Below are 26,813 nucleotides of genomic sequence, written 5' to 3' on the forward strand. Positions count from 1 at the left end.
CAGATTGTGCAAAACGGCGAACCTCGGGGCTTGCGGGGGAAAGCCTCACCGCTTGCGCGGTCAGTACTTCAGCAGCCTGCTAGGGCTATGGAAAGTGAATTGATGGGAACCGGGAAACATCTTTAACTCCGACAAAAATTTTTCTCCACCGCCTATTTTCTCGACAAACACGCGTGGCCGCACATTCGTCCCATATATACGAATCGGCGGAAGCACCCCGAAACTATCGGTGGATAGCCTGTAATCATACGGTCCGGCATAGATATGAGCGTTAAGACCGGCAATTGGCATGCCAACGGCATCCACGAAATAGAGCCAAAATTCACTGAATCCGTTTTCTTCAGAGGTAGCATCACCAGCCGGAATGGGAATAATTAATTGCTGGCCGACGTGTATATAGTTTGGCTCCTTTATATTGTTTTTATCCATCAGAACATCTCGATCGACACCATGACGATTTGAAATCTCCTCGATCGTGTCTCCGGCCTTGACGATATATACGGTTTGTTTCATCACTTCCCCGTCGAATCAGCGCCATCGCTGTCGAGAAAACTATCGCAATCACGATCGAAGTCCATATCAGAAAATACGGCCCACTCCCCATTCCCGAATAGAATGGTTCGGTGACTCGCTTCGCTTGCCTCCAGTCTTGAGGCCCCTGAGGTTTCGCTATTAGATTGTTCCAATAGCGTCATGCCTTCGCTCGACGACTCAAACACCTGGTATCGGACGCCGTTCAACGCTGCGCCATCTTCCATGGATCGAAACAGCAGCTTTTGACTATAGAGTCCATTTTCTGGGCCAGGTAAATCTGGGAGCTCAGTCATTCTCGAAGCAGGCCCCTTTCTGGAGAGTGATGCGGACCGAATGCAGCGTTCCCCTACCGTACCATCTTCGATGCCGGAACCCGTTAATCGAAGATAGGAGCCACCGCACATCAACAAGAGCTCTTTCTTTGCAGCAATAACTACCTTTCCATTCGCACTCGATATGGTCATATCTTTATCTGCTGCCACCGCCATTTCGTCGTTTTGCGATTGAATCTCTACCTTTCCGGACCCGGAGAGTATCTTTATTCCGATCTTTCTGGAAAATAGGGAAATCGCTTCGCCGGCTGCGACGGTAAAGCGTCGAAGGACACCGAAATCGGTGCTTCCTTGACTATTGACAGCGACATGGCCTTGCGCAGCCAAATGAAGTTCTTCACCGCTCGTGATCGCCACGCCTGCAGGAGCACTGGCAAGAAGAACCGCTTGCTGTAACTGTCTCAGGCGCTGCTCCAGAAACTGGCGTTGTTCTTCAACCTGCGCCACGACAGCTTGTGCCTCTCGAGCACTACGTGCGAGCGCCTGCATCTCCGACAGCGCAGCATCCAGACGTGAAGTGGCGGACTGCATGTCCAGTTGCGCCCCACCGGCCCCAGGCTGATCATCCGCCGACAAAAACAACCCCTTGCCCGCCCGCACCGCGCCCCAATGCGATGTCCGCAACTCAAACCCCTGCCCCCGCTCCTTCATCTGGCGGTCCACCAGATACCCGAGGTTCAGTTGCGACTTGCCGCCGTACTCGGTCGACAGCTTGATCCCCTCATGCCCCTCCCAGTCCTCGAAGCGCAGCTTGTTATTGCGCTGCGTGCGGATCACGTTGCGCGATTGCCAGCCGTCGCGGCCGATGATCAGGTCGGGCTTGTGGCTGTTGTGCAGCGCGTGGGCGATATAGGGGCGGTTCGGGTTGCCGTCGTGAAACGCGATGGCGACCTCGGTGCCTTCCAGCAGCGGGAAGTGGAAGCCGGTCTGCACGGCACCGGCGAACGGCTTGGCCAGCCGCAGCGGTACGCTTTCCTGGCCATTTGGCCATGCATCGAAGTCGAGGTCGAAGCGGACGGTGTAATGGCCGTCCTGCGTCAGGTAGGCGTATTTGTATTGACCCGGCGACGTGACGCGACCGCTCAGCGTGCCGGCGATGCGCGGCCATTTGGCTTCGTCGACTGGCAGACGGAAGCGCCGGTCCGACGGAATCGCCTGATAGGTATTCCGATAAGCCTGATCGCGGGCGCCCGTGTGGATGACTTCGGTAATGACCTGGCCGTTTGGCGCATCCGGCAGCGTCGTATCCATGCGCAGGATGCGCGCCGGGCGCAACGCCAGCACGTTGCTGTCACCCTGATAGACGACCTGGCCGGCGATGGCCGCCTCGTGGCGTAGCAGCGCCTCCCACTTCGCGCCAGCCATATCCAGATGATGGGTGCCGTGGACGTATGGCTCGCCATAAGTCGTCCGATCCTTGTATGCAATGTTGGCGTCGGCCTTGAGCCGCTCGTAGGCGTGCGCGGGGTTGTAGTCCGATGCCAGGATCGATCTGGCGACGGTTCTCGTATCGGTACGAATCGCAAAGACCGCTTCGGTGCCTGACTCCAGCCCGGCTGTCTCCCGATAGGGCACGCGCAGTTCCGGCTGATAGATGTAGTGGTCGATGTCGTCCCCGAACACCGCAATTTCGCCAAATTTCCCCGGCGCGAAGTAGCAGTACATGCCTTCCTGCTCCATCAGCAGGCGCACGTAGTCCCAATCGGACATCTGGTACTGCAGGCGGAACTTGTGCTCGGGATAGTCGCGCCGTAGCCGGAAAGCGAATTGATGGCCCTCGAGGTCGTGGCTGCGCAGGATCGCCTCGATGATCTGCGGTGCGGTCTTGTGCTGATAGACACGGCTGCGCGGCGTCAGCCGCAGGCGCGTCACCGGCGGCTCCACCACCATCTCGTAGCCGTGGAAGTCGCGCGTCTGACGGGTCTTCGAGAACGCCGGAATCCATCCCGCAAAACGGCGTGGCTCGCTGCCATCGCCCGGGTCGATGACGAAGGTGGCCGGACGATTCAGGTAGTCGGCACGGTCCAGTTCCAGCGGATGGGTCAACTGGACGGTGACCTGGTAAGGCTTGCCGAGTGACTCGACGGCCTTGAACGAGACCACCGACAGGGCGATGGCGGTGGGCGCGGCGGGGACTTCGAGGCGGTAGGACTGATTTCGGATCCGCCCTCCGACGAACCCCACCGCTGCTTGCCCCACCTGCATCCATTCGTCCGCCATGGTTCTCCACTCCCGTCGCTTCGCGCCGCAGTGCCGCACGCAAGATGCCGCACGCTACCGGGAATTCATGATTGGAGAAACCGTTGAGATCGTCTTTTCTGACCCACTGCAAACCGCCTTCCGCTACCGCTCAATTTTCGCAACTCTGTGATGTACGACACGGATTGTGCAGTGCTAAAACGCCACGGGTTCGCGCACCGGATGACGCTGCATACCGGCCGGGCGAACACCAATCGATTGCAGTGCAACAGGAAATCAGACAATGGCTGAAAGCTTCCAGAACGAAGTGCCGAAGGCGCGGGTAAACATCAAGCTCGACCTGCACACCGGCGGGGCGCAGACGAAGGTCGAGTTGCCGCTAAAACTGTTGGTCCTGGGCGACTACGGAAACGGGCGAGACACCCGCTCGCTGGCCGAACGCGAAAAGGTATCCATCAACAAGAACAACTTCGACGCGGTGCTTGCCGATTTCAATCCAAGGGCGCGCATCGCAGTGGAAAACACCCTGTCCGACGACGGGTCGGAACTGCCCGTCGATCTCGATTTCCGCTCGATCGACGATTTCAAGCCCGAAGCCGTCGCCAGCCGCGTGCCTGAACTGCGCGCGCTGATGGCGGCGCGCAACCTGCTGCGCGACCTCAAATCCAATTTGCTCGACAACGCCACGTTCCGCCGGGAACTGGAGAAGATACTCAAGGACCCTGCCCGTTCCGAACGCCTAAGAGCCGACCTCCAGGGAATTACGCAGGACAGATCCGCCACCCACTGAACGGCCCTCGAGGAGATATTTCATGTCGAAACAAGAAATCGCGGCCGCGCAAGGCCAGCCCCAAGCGCAAGCCGTGGTGGATGGCGCGGCCAGGAGCGTCTACGAATCCCTGTGCGAAAAGCTCAATCTGACACCAGTCACCAGTACGCGTCCGGTCGAATCCTTCGAATGCGCCGACGCCCTTTCCGACTCCTCGCTTGACGAACGCGTCACGCAAGCCATGAGCGTTTTCCTGAAAATGATTCAGGAATCGGCCCAGCAAGTGGATCGACTCGACAAGAGCCTGCTCGACTTCCATATTGCCAAGCTTGACGCCCAGATCAGCCGCCAGCTTGATGCGATCATGCATCACGCGGCGTTCCAGGAAATTGAGTCAGCGTGGCGCGGCCTGAAGTTTCTGGTGGATCGCACCGATTTCCGCAAGAACGTCAAGATCGAGGTACTTGATGTTTCGAAGGATGCGCTACGGCAGGACTTCGAAGATACGCCAGAAGTTATCCAGAGCGGCCTATACCTGCATACGTATATTCGCGAGTACGACACCCCCGGCGGCGAGCCGATCGGCTCGATCATCTCGAACTATGCGTTTGATCGCGGCGCGCAGGATATCGCACTGCTTCGCAATATTGCGAAGGTTTCCGCGGCCGCGCACATGCCATTCATCGGCACGGTGTCTCCGCAGTTCTTCGGTAAGGAATCGATGGAGGAAGTTGCCAGCATCCGCGACATCGGCAATTACTTCGATCGCGCCGAGTACCTGAAATGGAAGAGCTTTCGCGACTCGGACGACGCGCGCTATATCGGCCTGACATTGCCGCGATTTCTGGCACGCCTGCCGTACGGGCCGGAAACCGTGCCAGTGCGCGCGTTCAACTATACCGAAGCCGTCAAAGGCCCAGACCATCGCCGCTACCTGTGGGCCAGCGCGTCGTTCGCCTTTGCGGCCAACATGGTGCGCAGCTTCGTCCGAAATGGCTGGTGTGTGCAAATCCGCGGACCGCAGGCCGGTGGTCTCGTCGAAAACCTGCCAATCCATCTCTACGACCTGGGTACTGGCAACCAGGCCAAGATTCCAACCGAGGTGCTGATTCCGGAAACACGCGAGTTCGAGTTCGCCAATCTCGGCTTTATCCCGCTTTCCTACTACAAGAATCATGATTTCGCGTGCTTTTTCTCCGCGCACTCCGCGCAAAAGCCGGCGCTTTACGAGACCCGTGAAGCGACGGCAAACAGCCGGGTCAACGCGCGTTTGCCGTACATCTTCCTGCTGTCGCGCATCGCTCATTATTTGAAGCTGATCCAGCGCGAGAACATCGGCACGACAAAGGACCGCCGCGTTCTGGAGCTTGAACTCAATACCTGGATCAAGACCCTCGTGACGGAAATGACCGATCCGGGCGACGAGCTTCAGGCTTCGCATCCGCTGCGCGAGGCCAAGGTTGTCGTCGAGGATATCGAGGACAACCCGGGATTCTTCCGCGTCAAGCTCTTCATCGTGCCGCATTTCCAGATTGAAGGGATGGACATCAATCTGTCATTGGTCTCGCAAATGCCGAAGGCGAAGAATTGATCCATTGAAGCCGGGGCATCACGCCCCGCATGCATCGAAGGCTGTCGTGCCGGAACTCTTGTTTCCTTGCACGACAGAGTTTCCTGCTGGCCGGCGGCCGGCCAGGCGGGCCCACGGCAATTACCGATCAACATGAAGATTTGCAGACCATTGTGGACGCAGGGGATTTTCATGACTCCCCAGCATTTTCAACAACAGGCATTGTGGGAACGTCATGTTGACGAGCAGGTTGCACGGATTTCCAGTCCTGAACCCTGGGGTGTGATCCGTGTCGAGCTCGACGACCACGCATTAAGCGTTGACCGGCTGAGTCTCGACACCCTGACTGTGCGGATGCCCGATGGCACGCTTGTGGATACCGACACGGCAGACCTTCTTCCTTCGCCGCGCGACCTTGGTGTGGTACCTGACGGAACCGCTAGCGTGGTCGTCACAATCGGCCTGCCATTGTTCGACGCGCAAGGCGGCAACTGCGTCGAGGAAGGCGCTGCCTCCACGCGGCCGCGTCGTTTTCTGCGAGAGTATCGAGCCCTTGCAGATCTGCTCGGCGATGGCCAGGAGGAAGTCAGCGTTGAACGGCATGCGCTTTCCCTGCTCTTTGATTTCGAGGAGGCCACCGATTTCGTTACCTGCCCGATCGCGCGTCTGGTCCGTACGACGCGAGGGCATTTCGAAGTCGATCACACCTTTGTGCCGCCGTGTCTGTTCCTGTCCGCCAGCAAACGACTGACGGAACGTACTCACCGGCTATCGGAAATTCTCGCGGCAAAGAGCGCGAGCCTCGCGGTACGTCGACGGGAACGCTCAGACCAGATAGCCGACTTCGCCGTGGCGGACGTGGCGTTGTTCTGGCTTTTGCACAGCGTCAATGGCACGTGGCCGGAGTTGGCGCGCCTTTCCGCCGCCCCACAGCAGCACCCGGAGCACCTCTATCGTGTGCTCGCCAGGCTGGCCGGCTCGCTGTTGACCTTCTCCACGACGGAAACGCTTGCCGCCATACCCGCCTACCATCATCGCGCGCCTGAAGCGGCGTTTGCTATGCTGGAAGCGTTGATCCGACGGCTGCTCGATTCGGTCATTCCGACGCGTGTAGTGCCGATTGCACTGGAACGCACGCGCCCCACGATCTGGCTCGGTCAGCTCCACGACCAGCGGCTTGTCGAGGGTGCCGACTACTACCTTTCCGTACAAGCAACCGTCCCGGCCCACACGCTGCTTGAGCAGATGCCCCGCCTTTGCAAGGCCGGCGCGCCCGACGAAGTCGAACAAATCATCAATTCCGCCCTCCATGGCATCCCGTTGCAGCCGTCGGCAAGGCTGCCGCCTGCCATCCCCGTGCGAATCGAGAACCAGTACTTTGCGCTGGACAGCTCGCACCCCGCGTTCTCACGGATGCTCGACGCCCGGGCATGCCAGTTCTACGTCCCGGCCTCGTTGCCGGATGTCTCCCTTGAGCTTTTTGCGGTGCTGCCGGCATGACAACATTGCCCACTGTTCTTCCATTGGCCCTGCGCGATACCGCGCTGACGGTGACCGAGCTTGCCCAGGGCGCAAGGCCAGCCGGTACTTTCGAATCGTTTCGCGCCACCTGCCTGGGACACATTGCCGACCTGAAGGCAGAGTTCGAGGCAGCGGGGCAGCCATCGCCAGTCATTGCGGATGCCGCCTACGCGCTGTGCGCCCTGTTCGACGAGATCGCCCTGCGTCATCTCTCCGAAGCGGCGCGTGAGGCCTGGGAGCGGGAACCGCTTCAGGTTCGTGAGTTTCAGAGCTACGACGCAGGCGACGCCCTGATTGCGCGCATCGAACAGAGACTCGCAGAGCCGCAACCGGTCGTACCGTTGCTACTGGTTTTCTATACGGTCATGGGACTCGGCTTCCGCGGGCGATTTGCCCTGGATGACAGCCCATCCCGTGAGCAGCTGATAGGCGCGATCGATGCGCAGTTGGAGCGGGCGGGCTTGCGAAAGCACGTCGGCCCCATGGTCATCACCGCGGGCAAGGAACACCGCCGATGGAACATGCCGCCCCTCGCCTGGGTGGCGGTCGCCTTGGCAGCGGCAGGCCTGATCTACATCGCGCTGGATCGCTGGCTGGATTCATCCATCGCCCGGCTGTCTGCTTGAGATGCCGATTGTGAAAGGCTACCCCTATCGCGCTGTCGCCAGTTGGGTGATGCTGCTTGCGCTGGCCTGGCTGGCGTTCTGGTCTCCGTGGTCCGCTACCTGGAACGCATTTCTCGGTCTCGCCGCTGTTCTGGCCGCCGTGGCCATGTGCTGGGTATCCCGCCATCTGAGCACCCGGGCGCCATCATCACGGGCCGCGTTGCGATCCATCGCAACATCCCTGGATGGCTTGTCCCGCCACGTCCGTCGCACGGTTCCGCTGGTTCTGACGCTTGGCGACTCTGCAGTGGCTTCGGCTTTCGGAGACGATCCGGTCAGGATCACCGGCAATGCCGTCTGGGTGCGCGTCGAACATGCCACCGACCTGGCCGCGCTGGCGGTCGCACTCCGGCATTGGCGCGAAGGCCAAGGGCCGGACGCCGTCGCATGGCTGGTGGCTGCCGACCATCATCCCGACGTCCCGGAATTGTCCGGTTATCTGCGGCGCTGGCACGCCGCCATAGCCGAGGCGGGACGCGCGCTCGGCTACCCGTTGCCGGTCTGCCTTGCCGTCTATGCGGCGGAAGCCGGCGGGCCACCCGACGCGTCTCCATGGTTCGGGGTATCGGGGCGTGAGATCGAGAACGGCGACACGCTGTACGAACCCCTGGCCACGGGGCTGACGGCATACCCGCAGGTCGCAACGCCGTTGGACCGCGAAAAGCGCATGCATCGTGCCGCGCGCCTCGGCGTCGCCGCCCAGTGGGCCGCTGGCGTGCTGTTGCCAGTCGTGCGCGAAGGCGCCGATCGAGGCTCGCAAGTCAGTCCATTGAAGCTGACTGGCTTTGGCGTTACAGCGGTATCCGGATCCCAGGGAGTGGACTCGCATTTCGGCAGGTTCGTTTCAGAAAGAACCGGATTGGTTACCACCGCCCGCTCTGCGCCACAGGCACCGTACCCTCTGCCGGCGCCGATGCTGGCCGGCATCGCGATCCAGCCGCCGCAGCCTGTCCTGCCCCGTGCCTTGGCGCACGCCTTTGTCTGGCTGATGCTTGCCTTCTGCGCAGCCGCAGCCGCTTCCGCCTGGCAAAACCGGGCGCTGGTGGCGCGCGTGACAGAGGACATGTCCCGTTATCGCGCGTTGGACCCCGAACATGATGCCGCCCGTGTCGACGCCTTGCTGACGCTCAAGCGCCATCGCGACGTACTCGAGGGCTACCAGGCCCATGGCGTACCGCCCCGGCTCGGGTTCGGCTTCTACCGTGGCACGCCGTTGCTGCCGCCGATCCACGCGCTGATTGCCGCCTACAGCCCGCCGGCGGCGCCGCCGTCAACGATCGAACTCGACAGCCTGTCACTGTTCCAAAGCGGCTCCGCCAAATTGAATCCCGGCGCCAATCGCGCGCTCGTGGCGGCAGTCACAATGATCCAGGCCCATCCCGACAAACGCGTGCTCGTCGCGGGCCACACGGACTCCATCGGCAACGCCGGCTTGAACCTGCGGCTATCGGAAGCCCGGGCGGCATCGGTCCGCGACTGGCTTTCCGATGCGGCGGGAATGCCCGTGACCCACTTTGCCATCCAGGGTTATGGCGATAGTCGGCCAAAGGCTTCCAACGACACCGCCGCCGGACGGGCAGCGAATCGTCGAGTTGAAATCACGCTTGTCACGGACTGTCGAGAAATAGCGCGCGGCAGTTCTGCAATCCCTGGCCTTCCGGCCTGTTCATTCCAGCAAAAGGAGTAGCAATGGCAATTCCCGCATACATGTGGATCAAGGACGACGGCGGCGCCGACATCAAAGGCTCTGTGACGGTATCTGGCCGGGAAGGCAGCGTCGAGATCGTGGCCTTCGAGCATGGCGTCCATATCCCGACCGACTCGAACACGGGAAAGCTGACCGGCACGCGCGTCCACCGCCCCATTCAATTCACCAAGGAGACCGACGCGGCAACGCCCTATCTGTACAAGGCCGTCACGAGCGGGCAGACGCTGAAATCGGTCGAAATCAAGTGGTACCGGATCGACGACGCCGGCAAGGAGAAAGAGTACTTCAACACGACGCTCGAAAGCGTCAAGGTGGTCGGCGTCACGCCGAAGATGCTCGACATCAAAAACGCTGCATTCGAAAAGCACAACCACCTCGAGGAAATCGAACTGCGCTACGAGAAGATCACCTGGTCGTACAAGGACGGCAACATCATCCATGCCGACAGCTGGAATGAACGTGCCTGACGCCGGCGCGTGACCGTTGGCCGGTGCCAGGCACCGGCCATTTTCCGCCTCGACCTGACACACCACCATCCGCGACATGACCTCCCGCGACTACACACCGTTCTTGCGCCGCCTTGATGAACCTAGTGCCCAGGCACTGACAGAAGCAGCCTGCCTGTGCGAAACACGCGCACATCGCAATATCGAAGTCGAACACTGGCTGATCGCACTGCTCGAACCCGGCGACAACGACTTGCCGAGAGTGCTGCGTCGCCAGGGTGTCAATGTCGACGCCATCCGAAACGGTTTGCTGGACTATATAGAACGCCTGCGGTGCGACCTGCGCGGGAAGCCCGGCGTGTCAGCGCGTCTTGGTCGATGGATGGAGGCAGCCTGGCTGCGGGCATCGCTGGATGGGTCGTCATCGCTCGGCACTATCCATCTGCTGTCCGCCCTTTCGGAGCATCCCAGCTTATTGCGCGCTCCCGACGCGTGGCCCTTGCTGACCGCCCCGATCGCGGAGCTCGACAATAGCCTGCCCGACCTGGCCGCGTCCCCCGCCAGCACCGAAGATGCCGCGCCCGGCCCGTCCGTGCACCATCCGGGGCAGCAAGAAGCTCTGGCCCGCTTCACCATGGACCTGACCCGCAAGGCACGCGACGGGCAGGTCGACCCTGTGTTCGGCCGCGAGGTGGAGATCCGCCTGATGATTGAAATCCTGGCGCGCCGCCGCAAGAACAATCCGATTCTGGTCGGTGAACCGGGTGTTGGCAAGACGGCCCTGGTCGAAGGTCTGGCACTCAGAATCGCCAACGGCGATGTGCCCACCGCGATCCGCGATGTCTCCGTGCTCGCCCTGGATCTGGGCCTGTTGCAGGCTGGCGCAGGTGTCAAGGGCGAGTTCGAGCACCGGCTCAGGAGCGTCATCGACGCCGTGCAGCAGTCCGCCACACCGATCCTGCTATTTATCGATGAGGCGCACACGTTGATCGGAGCCGGTAACAACGCCGGTGCTGCCGATGCGGCCAACCTTCTCAAGCCCGCCCTGGCGCGCGGCGAACTCCGGACCATCGCCGCCACCACGTGGTCCGAGTACAAGCAGTACTTTGAACGCGATGCGGCACTGGAGCGACGCTTCCAGATGGTCAAGGTCGACGAGCCCGATGACCACAATGCCTGCGTGATGCTGCGCGGGCTCAAGGATCGCTATGCGCGCCACCACGGCGTACATATCACCGACGCCGCCGTGGGCGCGGCGGTGCGGCTGTCGCGCCGTTATCTAAGCGGGCGGCAACTGCCGGACAAGGCTGTCGACCTGATCGATACGGCCGCCGCCCGGGTACGCATGAGTCAGCAATCCACGCCAGCCGCACTTCTGGCGTGTGACGCCGAACGGTCGTCTCTCGAACTCGAACGTGCCGCCCTGCACGACGACCACGCCATGACCGGCAGCCAGGACGTGGCGCGGCTGGCGTCGATCGACGCGCGTCTCGTAGAACTGGACAGCCTGAAGGCGCTGCTCGGCGACACCTACACCGGGCAACGGCTTGCGGCGGATGCCCTGGCCACCCTCCGCGAACAGTGGCGTGTAGCCCCGGGGACGTCGGCCCGCAGCCAGCTGACGTCGGCCATGCAGGCAGCGCGCGCCAGGCTCGTGCAAGACCGAAGCAAGCCCTTGATTCGCGCCGAAGTCGACGAACACGCCATTGCCCAGGTCATCGCCGACTGGACTGGAGTGCCCATGGATACCCTGCTATCCGGCGAAGGGGCAACCTTGCTCGATATCGAAGGCCGCCTGGGCCGCATCGTGGTCGGCCAGCACGAGGCGCTCGCCGCGCTGGGCAAGAGCCTGCGAGCGGCCAAGGCGGGCCTGCGCTCGGAAACGTCGCCCCTTGGCGTATTCCTGCTGGTCGGGCCTTCCGGCGTAGGCAAGACCGAGACCGCGCGGGCACTGGCCGATCTGATGTTCGCCGGTGAGCGATCGTTGATCACCATCAACCTGTCTGAGTATCAGGAGGCCCACACCGTGTCGCAATTGAAGGGGTCGCCGCCCGGCTATGTTGGCTACGGTGAAGGCGGCGTACTGACGGAGGCCGTACGTCAGCGACCCTATAGCGTGATCCTGCTGGACGAAGTCGAAAAAGCCCACCGAGATGTGCTGACCCTCTTCTACCAGGTCTTTGACCGCGGATGCATGCGTGACGGCGAGGGCCGGGAGATCGACTTCCGCAATACCGTCATCATCATGACCTCGAACCTAGGCAGCGAAGACATCCTCGCCGCGACGCAATCCTGCAGCGTAGCGGACAGCGAGCCCGACGGCGCCGCGCTGTTGGCATGTCTACGCCCAGTGCTGGTCCGGCATTTCCAGCCCGCATTGCTCGCGCGATTTCAAACCATCGTATTTCGGCCACTTTCCGCAGAAGCCATGGCATCGATCGTACGAATGAAGCTCGAGAAGGCGGCGCGGCGCGTCGAGCGCCGCTTTGGCGTGCCACTGCACTGCGACGAAGGACTGGCAAAGGAACTGGTGCGAGCGTGCCTGCTGCCCGATTCGGGGGCGCGCAATATCGACAGCCTGCTGGATCAGCAGATCTTGCCCGTCCTCGCGCGCGAGTTGTTGTTGCACGCGGATACGTGCAAGCGGGTGCGAGCGGTTCGACTGTCGTTTTCCGAGGAAGCTGGCATTGGCATCGCCTTCGATACATCGGAAACCGCTTCTTCCACGACTGGCACCACCGCATGACACACGGCGGACCTGGCCTCTTCGAGGCCATCACCGGCTTCTTCGCGAATGGGGTCGCCATTGATGAATTTGATCCCGCCACCCAGACTTTTCTGTCGGTACAGGACAACATCCAGCGCATTCTCAACAGCCGGCGCGGCTGCCTGGCCCACCTGCCCGACTACGGTCTGGGCGATCTATCGCTGATCTACCGCCATCTGCCCGCCTCGGCACACATTCTCAAGCGGGAGATCGAGACAACGCTGCTGCGCTATGAGCCACGGCTGAAGTCGATCGACATTGCTCTCGAAGTGCCCGAATCCGGGATGCTGCTGAGTTTTGTGATGACGTGCCAACTGCAGAAGACGGGGTTGGTGCGCTATGGGACGCATTTCATGCCTGATGGTAAGACCCGGCTCACCCTATTAAAAGCCTCCCCGGATTGATCTGGCCAACGGCCTCTCGAATATGAGTGTGTCTACGACTACATCTCCCAATGCCAGACCGCACGCAGCGTGCTAGCCGATTTTGGCCCGCATTGGAGACTTCGTGGCCGGGTACTTCTTGGGCCCGAGAATGGTGGGTTCCACCAAAACCGATCAAGGTCAAAGCGGGCCAGCTGCCGGGCCACCTCGGCCCATCGCCTTCTACTTCAACATAAACGCCATCGCCGAACAGCAATTCAACATCCGCACCGCCGCCTGCACGGTTGGGGCCGTGAACGACAGCGTTACGCCGTCCACACGCTCGAAGGTTGGCCATTGGCAGAACAGGTCGGCGTGCGCCGTGGTTTGGGTCTGCAGGCGGCAGGTCACCGGGCCGGACAGGTCGAAGCAGCGGGCTTCGGGATGGGCGATGGCCTGGCGGGTGACGGCTTCCGCAGCCGTGGCGATGGCCTCGCGGGCCGCGGCCGGTGACAGGGTCGTGCCGCTGCCCTGCCCGCCTGCGGTTTTGGTCTGTACGTAGCGCACCCACGGCATCAGCGGCTGGGTTTCGGCGATAAAGACGTCGTCGCCGCTTGCCATCAGCACGGGGACGTCGAATTCTCCGGCCAGCGCGGCGTAGATGCCTGCTTCGCCCAGTTCCAGCCCGTTGAACCAGACCCGTGCGAACGCGCCGCTGTTGATGGTATGGGCCAGCACGCCACGGCTCTGGGCGCGGCCGTGGTAGCCGATCATGAATACGCCGTCGCAGTCCTGTTCGACGCCGGCCATCATGCTCAGGTAGCGGGGCTTGCCCAGCACCAGCTGGGCGCGCGGGTCGATCTGGTCGGGCAGCAGGTTTCGAAAGCCGCCATGCGAATCGTTGACCAGCACTTCGGTGGCGCCGCCGGCGAACGCACCTTGTACGGCCGCGTTGGCCTCGGCGGTCATCCAGGCGCGGGCGCGTTCGTATTCGCCATTGCCGGCACGCGTCTGCTCGGCGTGGAAAACACCGGCCACGCCCTCGATATCAGCGGAAATCAGGATCTTCATGGATTCAGGCTTTACAGCAGGTCTTGCAGCAGTTCACGCAGCGCGCGGCGGGTGTGGCCGTCGCGGCCCTGAACGGTCTCGGCGTGCCAGAGCGCATGGACGATGGCCTGCTCGACGCAGTCGGCGGCCGCGCGGAACACCGGGTCCAGCTTCGACTCATGCACCATGGGCACGGCCGGCATCGGCGCGTCCGCCAGGTGGGGCACGGTATAGGCCGTCGAAAAGGCCAGTGCGATGTCGCCCGAGCCATGGCCGTAGATGGAACCGGTCCGGGCCAGCCCGGTGCCGGCGCGCATCGACAGGCGGCGCAGCTGGCGCGCATCGAGCGGGGCGTCGGTCGCCACGATCATGATGATCGAGCCCTTTTCAGGCTCGGCCAGTTGCTTCAGCCGGGCGTCGAGTGCGGCGCCGAGCGGGCGTCCCGCCAGGATCAGCGATTCGGCCGTGCCGAAGTTCGACAGCACCAGGGCCCCGACCGTATAGGCGCCCGCCATGCGCGACGCCGTGCCGATACCGCCCTTCGCCCCGAACGACGACATGCCACGCCCGGCGCCGATCGCACCTTGCGCGACGTCCAGCCCCGCTGCGGCAAGCGCCGCGTCGTAGTGCTGACCCTGCACGGCCATCGCCTGGATATCGTTCAGATAGCCATCATTGCATTCGAATACCAGCGGATTGACGGTCGGCCACTTGCGGCCAATCTCGGGATTCTCCGCAATCGCGTGACGGATCTGCGCCTGCGCGAGTGCGCCTACCGAGAACGTATTGGTCAGCGCGATGGGCGTTTCCAGCACGCCGAGTTCGTCCACCTGCACCAGCCCGATGCTCTTGCCGAAGCCATTGAAGACCGTGGCGGCGGCCGGCACCTTGTCGGTGTAGACATTGCCTGCGTGCGGGCGGATCACGGTCGCGCCGGTCTGGCAGGCACCGTCGGCCAGCGTGCAGTGGCCGACCGTGACGCCGGCCACGTCGGTCATGGCGTTACGCGGGCCGGCGGGCAGGCGGCCGACGATGGGAGCGTTAGCCATGGAATCAGCGGCGATCGATCTTCGGGTCCAGCGCGTCGCGCAGGCCGTCGCCCAGCAGGTTGAACGCCAGCACGGTCAGGAAAATCGCCAGGCTAGGGAAGATAGCCACGTGCGGCGCGGTAACCATGTCGGCGCGCGCCTGACTGAGCATCGCGCCCCACTCGGGCGTGGGCGGCTGCGCGCCAAGGCCGATGAACGACAGACCGGCGGCCGTGATGATCGACGTGCCAATCCGCATCGAGAAATAGACCACGATCGACGATACGGTGCCCGGCAGGATGTGGCGCATCAGGATGGTCCAGTCGGACGCCCCGATGCTGCGCGCCGCTTCCACATAGGTCAGGCGCTTGAGCATCAGCGTGTTGCCGCGCACCAGGCGGGCAAACGCCGGCACGCTGAACACGGCCACGGCCATGATCACATTGACCATGCCGTTGCCGAGGATGGCGACGATGGCAATAGCCAGCAGGATGCCCGGGAAGGCAAACAGCACGTCGCAGATACGCGTGACGATGCGGTCCCACCAGCCTTCGTAATAGCCCGCCAGCAGCCCCAGCAGCGTGCCGATGATGGCGCCGATGACCACCGAGAACACGCCGGCGGCCAGCGAGATCCGCGTGCCGGCCAGGATGCGGCTGAAAATATCGCGGCCCAGCGAGTCGACCCCCATCCAGTGGGCGGCCGACGGGCCGGCGTTCAGCGCGTCGTAGTCGAAGTAGTTCTCCGGGTCGTACGGCACGATATGGGGCGCCAGGACGGCGATCACCACGAGCAGCAGCACGAAGACGCCGGCAACCAGCGCCAGGTGCTGCTTGCGGAACTTGCGCCAGAACTCGGTCCAGGGCGTGCGGACGGCTTCGGGGGCCGAAGCCGGCGTGGCGGTGGCGGACGTGGAAAGCTCGGTCATGTCAGCCTCCTTACTTGTAGCGGATGGTGGGGTTGATCACGGTGTACAGCAGGTCCACCACCAGATTGATCAGGATGAATTCCAGCGAGAACAGCAGCACTTCGGCCTGGATCACGGGGTAGTCGCGCATTTCCACGGCGTCCACCAGCAGGCGGCCAAGGCCCGGCCAGTTGAACACCATCTCCACCAGGATCGAGCCGCCCAGCAGGAAGCCGAACTGCAGGCCCATCATCGTCACCACCGGAATCATGGCGTTGCGCAGCGCGTGCTTGATGACCACCACGGTCTCGCGCACGCCCTTGGCGCGCGCGGTGCGCACGAAGTCTTCCTGCAGCACCTCGATGAACGACGCCCGCGTAAAGCGCGCCATCACGGCGGCCACGGCGGCGCCCAGCGTCAGCGACGGCAGGATGTAGTGCTTCCAGCTATCGGCGCCGATCGACGGCAGCCAGCCCAGCTGCACCGAGAAAATCTCCATCAGCAGCATGCCCAGCGCGAAGGCCGGGAACGAAATGCCCGAGACGGCCAGCGTCATGCCCAGGCGGTCGGGCCATTTGTTGCGCCATACCGCCGAGCTGATGCCGATGGCCATGCCGAAGACCACCGCCCAGACCATCGACGTGAGGGTCAGGTACAGCGTCGGCAGGAAGCGCTCGCCGATTTCCTGCGAAACCGGGCGCTTGGAACGCAGCGACGTACCGAACTCTCCCTGCAGGGCATTCGTGAAGAAGCGCACGAACTGCTCGTGCATCGGGCGGTCGAGCCCAAGATCCTTGCGGACCAGCTCGACGGTGGCCTGATCGGCTTCCGGGCCCGCGGCCAGCCGCGCCGGATCGCCAGGCAGCAGGTGGACGAACAGGAACACCAACACTGCCACGAGCAGCATCGTCGGTATTACGCCCAGAAATCGTTTGAGGAAGTAATTCAGCATCCTGACACCAGAAAACCAGAAATTTGAGACCGGTGGCCGCCCGCCCTTTCACCCCGCATACACGGGCAGGCGGCCTCTCGGCTTACCGCATTTATAAACAGCTTGTTATGCACTGCTTACCGCGACTGCTACCACTTCATATCTACTACTACTGCAGCTTCACTGCTTCACTGCTTCACTGCTCCCCTCTCCCACGCGTGGGAGAGGGTTGGGGGAGACGGCATGGCCTGCCAGGATGCGACGTATGCAACCCGAACCGCTGGGCCCTCTCCCCGGGCCCCTCCCCCGCCAGGCGGGAGAGGGAAAAAAACTGCCAGTCAGCACCATGCTTACTGCTTGATATCGATCTCGTCGAAATTGAACGAGCCGTCCGGCATCACGTAGGCACCGGTCAGGCGCTTCGCACGGGCGTACAGAATCTTCTCGGTCACCAGGAAGGCCCAGGGGGCGTCGTTCCAGATGCGTTGCTGGGCATCCTTGTACAGCTTGGCCTTCTCGGCACGATCAGTCGTACGCAGCGCGCCGGCAATATCGGCATCCACCTGGTCGTTCTTGTAGTACGCCGTGTTCAGCAGCTTCGGCGGCATCGATTCCGATGCCAGCAGCGGACGCAGTGCCCAGTCCGACTCACCGGTCGACGACGACCAGCCCACGTAGTACATGCGCACGCCGGCTTCTTCCGGCTTCTGTACCGATTCCACGCGCTCCACGCGCTGGCCGGCTTCCAGGGCCAGCACCTGCGCCTTGATGCCCACCTGCTGCAGCTGCTGCTGCACGAACTGGATCACCTTCTGCGCGGTGGTGTGGTTATAGGCCGACCACAGCGTGGTCTCGAAGCCGTTCGGGTAGCCGGCTTCCTTCAGCAGTTCGCGCGCCTTGGCCGGGTTGTACGGCCACGGGCCCAGCTTCTCGGCGTAGTCCACGCCATGCGGCACCACGCCGTCGGCCGGCACGGCATGGCCCGCGAAGGCCACCTTGGCAAGCGCTTCCTTGTTGATGGCGTAGTTGATGGCCTGGCGCACCTTCGGGTCGTTGAACGGCTTCACCGTCGTGTTCAGCGACAGGTAACGCTGGATGATCGACGGCGAATCGATCAGGTCCACCTTCGGGCTGGCCTTGAGCACGGCAGCCTGCTCGAACGGAATGCTGAACGCGAAGTCAGCCTCGCCGGTCTGCATCACGGCCGAGCGCGTGTTGTTGTCCACCACGGGCTTCCACGTGATCGTGTCGATCTTCGGGTAGCCGGTCTTCCAGTAGCCGGCAAACTTCTTGCCCTTCAGGTAGTCGGTCTGCTTCCATTCGACGAATTCGAACGGGCCGGTACCCACCGGGTGGAAGGCAATTTCCTTGCCGTACTTCTTCAGCGCGGTCGGGCTGATCATCACGGCCGACGGGTGGGCCAGCACGTTGATGAACGGCGAGAACGGCTCCTTGAGCGTCACGCGGGCCGTGTACGGGTCCACCACCTCGGTCTTGGCCACGCGGTTGAACAGCGTGTAGCGCTTGAGCTTGTTGGCGGGGTCGGTCACGCGGTCCAGGTTGGCCTTGACGGCCGTGGCGTCGAACGTGGTGCCGTCGTGGAACTTGATGTTCTTCTTGAGCTTGAACGTGTAGACCAGGCCGTCCTTGCTGACGTCATAGCTTTCGGCCAGCACGTTGACCAGCTTCAGGTCCTTGTCGAAGCCGAACAGGCCCTGGTAGAACGACTTGGTGGCCGCCTGCGACAGCGTGTCGTTGGCGTCGTACGGATCGAGCGTGGTGAACGTCGAATACACGGCCATCACCGCATCCTTGGCGGCAAAGGCCGGGGCGGCGGCCAGCATACCCATGGCGCCGACTGCGGCAGCACCGGCCATCAGCCGGAAAGAAACCTTGGACATCTCTTCTCCTCTATCGGGAAAGCAGGAATACAGGGGATACAGCGACTTCGGTACTACGGAATCGGTCAATAGGCGCCGCCAATGGCGTGCCGTGCCACAAAGTGCCCATGCGCGCCACTGCCGGCCACGGCCACCAGCGGCTGCACCACGGGTTCGTCGCCGACCATGCGGATCGGGCTCGGAATCTCGTCGGAGAGCGGTTCGCGCTTCAGATGCCGGCGCGCGGGGTCGGCAATCGGCACCGCCGACATCAGCTTCTTCGTGTAGGGATGTTGCGGATTCTCGAAGATGGCGCGGCGCGGGCCGATCTCGACGATCTGGCCCAGGTACATCACCGCCACGCGGTGGCTCACGCGCTCCACCACCGCCATGTCGTGCGAGATGAACAGGAAGGCCACGCCCAGTTCGCGCTGCAGGTCGAGCATCAGGTTGACGATCTGCGCCTGGATCGACACGTCCAGCGCGGACACCGACTCGTCGGCCACCACCACCTTGGGGTTCAGCGCCAGCGCCCGGGCGATGCAGACACGCTGCCGCTGGCCGCCCGAGAACTCGTGCGGATAGCGCGACGCGTGCGCCGCCGTCAGGCCCACTTTCTCCAGCAGCCAGGCCACGCGGGCCTCGGCTTCCTTGCCGCTGGCCACCTTGTGCACCAGCAGCGGTTCCATGATCGAGTAACCCACCGGCACGCGCGGATCGAGCGACGCGAACGGGTCCTGGAAGATGAACTGGATATTGCGGCGCAGTGCCTGCAGGGCCGGGCCCTGCATCTTGCTGATGTTCTGGCCTGCGAACTCGATCGTGCCGCTCTGGGCATCGACCAGGCGCAGCAGCGAACGGCCCGTGGTGGACTTGCCGCAGCCGGATTCGCCCACCAGCGCCAGCGTCTCGCCGGGATAGAGGTCGAAGCTGACCTGCTCCACCGCATGCACGCGGCGCGTGACCTTGCCGAACAGGCCGCCCGGCACGTCAAAGCGCGTGACCAGGTCGCGCACGCGCAGGATAGGCTCGGCGCCCGCCGGCACGGTGTCCTGCGGCAGTTCCCTGACCGCAGCGTCGGTGTCGCTCATCTGCACCAGCGGGAAGCGGGCCGGCAGGTCCGTGCCCGACATCGCGCCAAGCTTGGGCACGGCCGACAGCAGCGCGCGCGTGTACGGGTGGGCCGGCGCATGGAACACGTCGTCGGACGTGCCCTCTTCCACCTTTTCGCCGCGGTACATCACCAGCACGCGGTCGGCCACCTCGGCCACCACGCCCATGTCATGGGTGATGAAGACCACGCCCATGTCCATCTCGGCCTGCAGGTTGCGGATCAGCTGCAGGATTTCGGCCTGGATCGTCACGTCCAGCGCCGTGGTCGGTTCGTCGGCAATCAGCAGCGCCGGCTTGCACGACAGCGCCATGGCGATCATCACGCGCTGGCGCATGCCACCCGACAGCTGGTGCGGGAAGCGGTCCAGCACGCGGCGTGCCTCGGGAATGCGTACCAGCTCCAGCATGCGCAGCGCCTCGGCGCGCGCGGCGGCCTTGCCCTTGCCCTGGTGCAGGCGGATCGATTCGGCAATCTGCTCGCCCACCGGGAACACCGGGTTCAGCGACGTCATCGGCTCCTGGAAGATCATCGCCACGTCGGCACCGCGCACGCTGCGCAGCGTCGATTCCGTCGAGTTGACCAGATCCAGCACTTCGCCCGAACGGCGGCGCAGCAGCATGTTGCCGTTGGCGATCTTGCCGCCGCCGTGCTCCACCAGGCGCATCAGCGCCAGCGAAGTGACCGACTTGCCCGAGCCCGATTCGCCCACCACGGCCAGCGTTTCGCCGCGATCCACGTGGAAGGACAGGTTGCGCACCGCCTCGACCGTACGTTCCGACGTGGAAAAGCGCACGGTCAGGTTGTCCACGGCCACCGCGCGCTCGGGCGGCAGCACGATGCCATGCTTGGAAACAGTTTTCTGCATATCAGCCGTAAATCCAGACGTTGACCGGTTCGCCGACGCGGGCCACGCCGCGATACATGCCTTCGGTGTTGAACGGCAACGTCACGTTGCCCGCGCGATCCACCGCAATCAGGCCGCCCCGGCCGTGGATGGCCGGCAGCTTTTCCATCACCACGCGACGTGCCGATTCCTCCAGCGACAAGCCCGCGTAGCGCATCTGCGCCGACACATCGAACGCGGCCGCCGTACGGATGAACATCTCGCCGGTGCCCGTGGCCGATACGGCGGCCACGTCATCGGCATAGCAGCCGGCGCCCAGCACCGGCGTATCGCCCACGCGGCCCACCTGCTTGTTGGTGACGCCTCCGGTCGACGTCGCGGCGGCCAGGTTGCCATTGGCATCGCAGGCCACGGCGCCCACCGTGCCGAACTTCTTGTCCGCATCGAGCGGATCGGCCTTGCCTTCCTGCGCCGCCCTGGCCGCCAGCGCGGCGGCATCGTGATCCAGCAGCGCCATGCCGGTGGTGCCCTGGGCGCGCTGCCATTGGTCGTAGCGGGCCTGCGTGAAGTAGTATTCCGGCGCCACCAGTTCCAGTCCTTGCGCTTCGGCAAATGCCTCGGCACCTTCGCCGGCAAACAGCACATGCTCGCTCTTTTCCAGCACGGCACGGGCGGCCAGCACCGGATTGCGCAGGCGCTTGACGCAGGCCACGGCGCCAGCATTGAGCGTGGCGCCATCCATGACCGATGCATCGAGCTCGTAGGTGCCCGCGTGCGTCAGCACGGCGCCCTTGCCGGCGTTGAACAGCGGGCACTCTTCGAGCAGGCGCACGGCTTCGGTCACGGCGTCGAGCGCGCTGCCGCCTTCGGCCAGCACGCGCTGGCCGGCCAGCAGCACCTGTTCCAGCGCGATGGTGTATTCGCGTTCGCGGTTGGCGTCCATGGCCGCACGGGTGATCGTGCCGGCGCCGCCGTGGATGGCGATAACAGCTTGAGGCATAGGTCCTTCTACTTCCCTTCTTGACTTCAGTCTGAGGATTTCTGCGCGCCGCGGTCGTCGCGCGCACCGGGCGCGCCGTACAGCCACGGCAGCAGGAATTCGGTCATCTCGGCCGCCGCCTTCACCGCGCGCACCGAGCGGTAGGACACCGCGCCGCACAGCGCCTCGATCAGCGCCAGCACCGTGGCTTCGGAGTTGGCGGACAGGCGGTTGCCGGCGTTCGCATAGAGCGCAATGTCGGCCAGCGGCGCCAGCGGCGAGGTCGGCCCGTCGGTCAGCGCCAGCAGCCGGCCGCCGTGCGCCTTCACGCGTTCGGCCAGCTTCATCGAATCGGTCACGTAGCGCGGAAACGCGATGCAGACCACCAGGTCCTTCGGCGTCAGCTTGAACAGCTGCCGCGCCGCGTGCGAGGCACCGCCCACCGTCGACACCGACGTCACCATCCGGCAGTGCATTTCCAGCCCGTGCTGCATCAGGCCCGCCAGGTAGCCGCTGGCGCCGAAGCCCATCACATAGACGCGCTCGGCCTGCAGGATGGCGTCGACGGCCCGCTCGATCGATTCGGGATCGAGATTGCGGCGCGTGGATTCCAGGTTGCGGGCGCCATCTTCCAGCGACGCGGCAAAGACCTCGGCCACCGTGCTCGGGCGCGCCAGTTCGTCGCGCAGGCGCTCCACCGGCGCCAGCGTGGCTTCGAACCCGCGCACCAGTTCGGCGCGGAACTGCGGGTAGCCTTCGAAGCCCAGCGCCTTGGCAAAGCGGTTGGCCGTGGCCACCGACACCTCCACCGCCGTGGCGAATTCGTCGATCCGCATGGTGGCCGCGCGAAACAGGTTGTCCAGCACATAGTTCGCCATGCGCTGGTGCGCGGGCGTCAGTGTGGGCAAGGCGCGAGCGATGCGTTCGGAAATCGTCTGGCCGATGGGCATGTCAGGACGTCGGGTGTGGGGTTGGCACCGCCTTGAAGCATCGCCGGGCGTGTTGGCGCGGGTCCGGCGATGAAAAGGCACTTTCGCAGTGCAGCACTCAATGTAAATAAATTTACACGCAAATGGCGTGCCCGCAATGACCTAAGTGATCGAATACGGGAAATCCCTCAATACATGGAAGCGGACATGCAAGGCGACTGAAAGCCGGCGGGGCCGGCGGCGGGCCAGTGCCCCCCGGCGCGCTACAATGCCGGCCTGCCGAATCATCGGCCGCCCAGCCGATCGAGCCTTACCTGCCTTGAAGCCCTCCACGTGATACGAATCGACCAGCTTGTCCTCCAGCGCGGCACCAAGGTGCTGTTCGACCACACCAGCGTCACGCTCAATCCGGGCGAGCGCGTGGGCCTTGTCGGCGCCAACGGCAGCGGCAAGTCCACCCTGTTCGCGATGCTGCGCGGCGAACTGCATCCCGATGGCGGCGATGTGACCGTGCCCACGCAGTGGCGTATCGCACATGTGGCGCAAGAGACACCCGCCGTCGAGCGCACGGCCGTTGAATACGTGATCGATGGCGACACGCGCCTGCGCGAGATCGAATCGCGCATTGCCGCCGCCCAGGCCAGCGGCGATGGTTCGGCCGAAGCCGAGGCCCATGCCGCCTATGCCGATGCCGATGGCTATACGGCCGCGGCCCGCGCCGAGGCGTTGCTGCTGGGCCTGGGTTTCACGCTGCCGCAGGTGTCGCAGCCGGTGGCGTCGTTTTCGGGCGGCTGGCGCATGCGCCTGAACCTGGCGCAGGCGCTGATGTGCCCGTCAGACCTGCTGCTGCTCGACGAGCCGACCAACCACCTGGACCTGGACGCCATCGTCTGGCTCGAAGACTGGCTGGCCCGCTATCCGGGCACGCTGGTCATGATTTCGCACGACCGCGAATTCCTGGACGCGATCTGCAACGTCACGGTGCATATCGAGAACCAGCAGCTCAAGCGCTACGGCGGCAACTACACGCTGTTCGAAACGATGCGGCTGCAGCAGATGGCCCAGCAGCAGTCCGCCTACACGCGCCAGCAGAAGGAAATCGCGCACCTGGAATCGTTCATCACGCGCTTCAAGGCCAAGGCCACCAAGGCACGCCAGGCGCAGAGCCGCGTCAAGGCGCTGGAAAAGATGGAGCGGCTGGCGCCCGTGCACGTGGCAGCCGGCTTCGCGTTCGAATTCCGCGAACCCGATTCGGCGCCCAACCCGATGATGGTGCTCGACAACGTCGACTGCGGTTACGCCGAAGCGGACCCGCCCATCACCATCCTGCACCGGCTCATGCTGTCGATCCAGAACGGCCAGCGCATCGGCCTGCTCGGAGCCAACGGCCAGGGCAAGTCGACGCTGGTCAAGACGCTGGCCGGCACGCAGCCCCCGCTCAACGGCACGGTGCGGCTGGGCAAGGGCCTGGTCATCGGCTACTTCGCGCAGCACCAGCTGGAAACGCTGCGCGACCACGATTCGCCGCTGCAACACCTGGCGCGGCTGGCGCCCGACGTGCGCGAGCAGGAGCTGCGCGACTTTCTGGGCAGCTTCAATTTCCGCGGCGACATGGCAACTTCGCCAATCGAGCCGTTCTCGGGCGGCGAGAAAGCGCGGCTGGCCCTGTCGCTGATCGTCTGGCAGAAGCCCAACCTGCTGTTGCTGGACGAACCGACCAACCACCTGGACCTGGACACCCGCGAAGCGCTGACCATGGCCCTGGCGCAGTTCGAAGGCACGCTGATCCTGGTCTCGCACGACCGGCACCTGCTGCGCGCCACGTCCGACCAGTTCATGCTGGTGGCCGACGGCACGATCCGCCCGTTCGACGGCGACCTGGACGACTATCGCGACTGGCTGCTGCAACAGGCGGCCGCCAAGCGCAATGCCGCCACGGCCGCCCACGCCGACGAGGCCACGCCGGCCGTCAATCGCAAGGACCAGCGCCGCGCCGAGGCCGACGAACGCCAGCGGCTGTCGGTGCTGCGCAAGCCGCTGACCAAGGAACTGGAAAAGGTGGAAAAGCGCATGTCGGTGCTGCAGGCCGACAAGACCGTCATCGACGCCTTCATGGCCGAATCTTCAAGCTATGAGGAAGCCAACAAGGCCCGGCTGATGGAAATGCTGAAGCGCCAGGGCGAGGTCACTGGCGAACTGGACCAGCTGGAGGAGCGCTGGCTGGAATTGCAGGAGCAGATCGAGCAGATCGCCTGACGCAAATCACCCGCCTGGATCTGCTCCCCTCTGCCGCACGCGGTAGAGGGGAAAAGCGATTACCGATAGTTCTTCTCGCGGCGGATCAGACCCACCGCCAGCGTCAGCGTCAGGATCACGAGCCAGATCAGCGACCAGGCCGGGATGGACAGGCCGAACAGCGGCGGCAGCGGTGCCGTGCACAGGCCGTCCGAATAGAACACCTGCGGCAGCAGCTTGGCCGTGGGCAGCGCGTTGACCCAGTTTTCCAGCGGATCGATGCCGCACGAGGCCTTCGGGTTCAGCAGCAGCGACACGTGGTAGCCGGCCACCGCGATACCGGCCACGCCGGACAGCATGCCCAGTCCCTGCCACAGCGTGCGCGTGTTCTGCGCAATGGCCGCCAGCAGCGAGAACAGGCCGATGCCCAGGAACGCAAAGCGCTGCATGATGCAGAGCGGGCACGGCTGATAGCCTTCCACGTACTGCATGTACAGCGCGGCGCCGAGCAACGCGAACGAGACAATGGCGATCAGCAGGAAATAGGCGCGAGAGTTGGCTTGCATGGGTGTCGAGGGCAAGAATTGCTTCGACGCGAATTATTACCCATTTTCCGGTCGGGCACCGGGACGCTCGTGCAATCCGCCACAACCGGCGCTGTGGCGGATTGACGCACCTCTACGCCCCACGCATCGCCCCGCCGCGCCTCCGCACCCACACCCCCTGTCAGCCCGCCGCGGGTGCGCCCAGATACCGCTTGCGCCAGGGCTTCAGCACGGCAATGGCCAGCACCGCCGTCACGATGTCCAGCGTGATGGCCACGCCGAAGACCGGCATCCAGCTGCCCATCCGCTCATGCATCAGCGCCGCCAGCGGGCCGCCGAAGATCGAGCCGATGCCTTGCGAGATATAGAGCCAGCCGTAGTTGGTGGTGGCGAATTTCGTCCCGAACGTGTCGGTCAGCGTCGACGGGAACAGCGAGAAGATCTCGCCCCAGCCCAGGAACACCACGCCGGACAAGAGCACGAACAACACCGCGTTCTCGCGCGTCAGCAGCCACAGCGTCATCGCCACCGCTTCCAGCGCAAAGGCGAAGCACATCGTATTTTCACGACCCCAGCGATCCGAGATCCAGCCGAACATGGGGCGCGTCAGGCCGTTGGTCAGGCGGTCGATGGTCAGCGCCAGCGGCAGCGCGGCCATGCCGAACACCACGGCGTTGGACACTCCGAAATCCTTGGCAAACGCGGCCATCTGCGACGTGACCATCAGGCCCGAGGTCGACATCATCGTCATCATCGCAAACAGCAGCCAGAACAGCGGCGTCTTGAGCATCTTGCGGGTCGGCACGTCGGCCACGTTCGACGGCGTGTAGACAGGCCGCACCGCCAGCTGCTCGCCGGCGGCCGGCGCGCGCAGCCCCTGCGATGCCAGGAAGCCGATCACCGCGAAGATCAGGCCAAACTGCCACAGTGTGGATTCCAGCCCCTTGCCGGCCAGCGCGGCGGCAATCGGGAACGTGGTCAGGATGGCACCCATGCCGTAGCCGGCCGCCACCATGCCCACGGCAAAACCGCGCCGATCCGGAAACCAGCGCACCATCTGCCCCACCACGCCAACGTAGACGATGCCCGTGCCGAGCCCGCCCACCACGCCGTAGGTCAGGTACAGCATGCTCACGCTTTGCGCCGATGCGGCCAGCACCCACGACAGGCCCGACAGCACCGTGCCCAGCGCAATCAGCCGGCGCGGGCCGAACCGTTCGATCATCGCGCCCTGGAACGGCGAGAAGAACGTCTGCAACACGATCAGCAACGAAAACGTGACCTGCAGCTCCGACAGCGGCACGCCCAGCTTGGCGGACAGCGGCTTGGTGAACAGCGTCCAGACGTACTGCGGACTGGAAATCGCCATCATGCACACGAGCCCCAGCAGCAACTGCAGCCAGCGCGTGCGCGCCAGCGGCATGGCCTGCGGCACACCCAGGGCCGCATTATCAGCAACGGTACGCATCGAACCACTCCTTCAGACAGACTTCGAGAG

Annotated in this window: 21 protein-coding genes; 9 read left to right on the forward strand and 12 right to left on the reverse strand. The window is 63.8% G+C overall.

Annotation, left to right across the window (positions count from 1 at the left end; genetic code table 11):
* Nucleotides 1-60: 60 nt before the first annotated feature.
* Together A9J21_RS07240 and A9J21_RS07245 are read right to left on the reverse strand one after the other, a co-directional pair.
* A complete protein-coding gene (locus A9J21_RS07240) occupies nt 61-513 on the reverse strand; it encodes a LysM peptidoglycan-binding domain-containing protein (RefSeq protein ID WP_066733358.1) in 453 nt (150 codons plus the stop codon).
* Nucleotides 513-3,071 (reverse strand): type VI secretion system Vgr family protein, encoded by a 2,559-nt coding sequence (locus tag A9J21_RS07245; RefSeq protein ID WP_231906847.1) that lies wholly within the window; start codon nt 3,069-3,071, stop codon nt 513-515. Before A9J21_RS07245 ends, A9J21_RS07240 begins: the two co-directional genes overlap by 1 nt.
* A gap of 277 nt (nt 3,072-3,348) precedes the next feature.
* On the opposite strand from A9J21_RS07245, the gene tssB reads away from it, so the two are divergent.
* The 8 genes from tssB (at nt 3,349) to tssE (ending at nt 12,915) form a co-directional block, all read left to right on the forward strand.
* Nucleotides 3,349-3,855 (forward strand): type VI secretion system contractile sheath small subunit, encoded by a 507-nt coding sequence (gene tssB, locus A9J21_RS07250; RefSeq protein WP_066733360.1) that lies wholly within the window; start codon nt 3,349-3,351, stop codon nt 3,853-3,855.
* Nucleotides 3,856-3,877: 22 nt separating this feature from the next.
* Nucleotides 3,878-5,425, forward strand: coding sequence for a type VI secretion system contractile sheath large subunit (gene tssC, locus A9J21_RS07255; protein ID WP_066733361.1), 1,548 nt, complete (start codon nt 3,878-3,880; stop codon nt 5,423-5,425).
* A gap of 132 nt (nt 5,426-5,557) precedes the next feature.
* Nucleotides 5,558-6,904: a type VI secretion system baseplate subunit TssK gene (gene tssK, locus A9J21_RS07260; RefSeq protein ID WP_082926288.1), complete on the forward strand. Its 1,347-nt coding sequence runs from the start codon at nt 5,558-5,560 to the stop codon at nt 6,902-6,904.
* Nucleotides 6,901-7,551, forward strand: coding sequence for a DotU family type IV/VI secretion system protein (locus A9J21_RS07265; protein ID WP_066733362.1), 651 nt, complete (start codon nt 6,901-6,903; stop codon nt 7,549-7,551). Before tssK ends, A9J21_RS07265 begins: the two co-directional genes overlap by 4 nt.
* Nucleotides 7,552-7,600: 49 nt before the next feature.
* Nucleotides 7,601-9,277: an OmpA family protein gene (locus A9J21_RS07270; RefSeq protein WP_231906845.1), complete on the forward strand. Its 1,677-nt coding sequence runs from the start codon at nt 7,601-7,603 to the stop codon at nt 9,275-9,277.
* Between the two features lie 2 nt (nt 9,278-9,279).
* The gene (locus tag A9J21_RS07275) at nt 9,280-9,765 is read left to right on the forward strand and encodes an Hcp family type VI secretion system effector (protein ID WP_066733364.1); all 486 of its coding nucleotides are present in this window, start codon (nt 9,280-9,282) and stop codon (nt 9,763-9,765) included.
* A gap of 76 nt (nt 9,766-9,841) precedes the next feature.
* Nucleotides 9,842-12,490 (forward strand): type VI secretion system ATPase TssH, encoded by a 2,649-nt coding sequence (tssH, locus tag A9J21_RS07280; protein ID WP_066733369.1) that lies wholly within the window; start codon nt 9,842-9,844, stop codon nt 12,488-12,490.
* A complete protein-coding gene (gene tssE / locus A9J21_RS07285) occupies nt 12,487-12,915 on the forward strand; it encodes a type VI secretion system baseplate subunit TssE (protein ID WP_066733371.1) in 429 nt (142 codons plus the stop codon). The genes tssH and tssE overlap by 4 nt, the downstream gene beginning before the upstream one ends.
* Nucleotides 12,916-13,116: 201 nt before the next feature.
* Here tssE and A9J21_RS07290 read toward each other — a convergent pair whose 3' ends face one another.
* The 8 genes from A9J21_RS07290 to A9J21_RS07325 form a co-directional block, all read right to left on the reverse strand.
* Complete coding sequence (locus tag A9J21_RS07290) at nt 13,117-13,944, reverse strand: M55 family metallopeptidase (RefSeq protein ID WP_066733373.1); 828 nt, start codon at nt 13,942-13,944, stop codon at nt 13,117-13,119.
* 11 nt (nt 13,945-13,955) lie between these two features.
* Nucleotides 13,956-14,972 (reverse strand): P1 family peptidase, encoded by a 1,017-nt coding sequence (locus A9J21_RS07295; protein WP_066733374.1) that lies wholly within the window; start codon nt 14,970-14,972, stop codon nt 13,956-13,958.
* Between the two features lie 4 nt (nt 14,973-14,976).
* Nucleotides 14,977-15,879, reverse strand: coding sequence for a glutathione ABC transporter permease GsiD (gsiD, locus tag A9J21_RS07300; protein WP_066733375.1), 903 nt, complete (start codon nt 15,877-15,879; stop codon nt 14,977-14,979).
* A gap of 10 nt (nt 15,880-15,889) precedes the next feature.
* Entirely contained in the window at nt 15,890-16,810 is a 921-nt protein-coding gene (gene gsiC, locus A9J21_RS07305; RefSeq protein ID WP_066733377.1) for a glutathione ABC transporter permease GsiC, read from the reverse strand.
* A 329-nt stretch (nt 16,811-17,139) separates the two neighbouring features.
* Nucleotides 17,140-18,690 (reverse strand): glutathione ABC transporter substrate-binding protein GsiB, encoded by a 1,551-nt coding sequence (gsiB, locus tag A9J21_RS07310; RefSeq protein ID WP_066733379.1) that lies wholly within the window; start codon nt 18,688-18,690, stop codon nt 17,140-17,142.
* 65 nt (nt 18,691-18,755) lie between these two features.
* Nucleotides 18,756-20,648, reverse strand: coding sequence for a dipeptide ABC transporter ATP-binding protein (locus A9J21_RS07315; RefSeq protein WP_066733380.1), 1,893 nt, complete (start codon nt 20,646-20,648; stop codon nt 18,756-18,758).
* A 1-nt stretch (nt 20,649) separates the two neighbouring features.
* Complete coding sequence (locus A9J21_RS07320) at nt 20,650-21,627, reverse strand: isoaspartyl peptidase/L-asparaginase family protein (RefSeq protein ID WP_066733381.1); 978 nt, start codon at nt 21,625-21,627, stop codon at nt 20,650-20,652.
* Between the two features lie 26 nt (nt 21,628-21,653).
* Entirely contained in the window at nt 21,654-22,556 is a 903-nt protein-coding gene (locus A9J21_RS07325; protein WP_066733382.1) for a MurR/RpiR family transcriptional regulator, read from the reverse strand.
* Nucleotides 22,557-22,868: 312 nt separating this feature from the next.
* Between A9J21_RS07325 and A9J21_RS07330 the strand changes: the two genes are divergently transcribed.
* A complete protein-coding gene (locus A9J21_RS07330; protein WP_066733389.1) occupies nt 22,869-24,791 on the forward strand; it encodes an ATP-binding cassette domain-containing protein in 1,923 nt (640 codons plus the stop codon).
* A gap of 59 nt (nt 24,792-24,850) precedes the next feature.
* Here the strand turns inward: A9J21_RS07330 and A9J21_RS07335 are convergent, their stop codons facing one another.
* Nucleotides 24,851-25,336, reverse strand: a complete 486-nt coding sequence (locus tag A9J21_RS07335; protein ID WP_066733396.1) for a disulfide bond formation protein B — start codon at nt 25,334-25,336, stop codon at nt 24,851-24,853.
* Nucleotides 25,337-25,496: 160 nt separating this feature from the next.
* Nucleotides 25,497-26,783 (reverse strand): oxalate/formate MFS antiporter, encoded by a 1,287-nt coding sequence (gene oxlT, locus A9J21_RS07340; protein WP_066733397.1) that lies wholly within the window; start codon nt 26,781-26,783, stop codon nt 25,497-25,499.
* Nucleotides 26,784-26,813 lie beyond the last annotated feature (30 nt).

Origin of the sequence: Cupriavidus sp. D384, assembly GCF_001652915.1 — a bacterium.
Taxonomy (GTDB): Bacteria; Pseudomonadota; Gammaproteobacteria; order Burkholderiales; family Burkholderiaceae; genus Cupriavidus.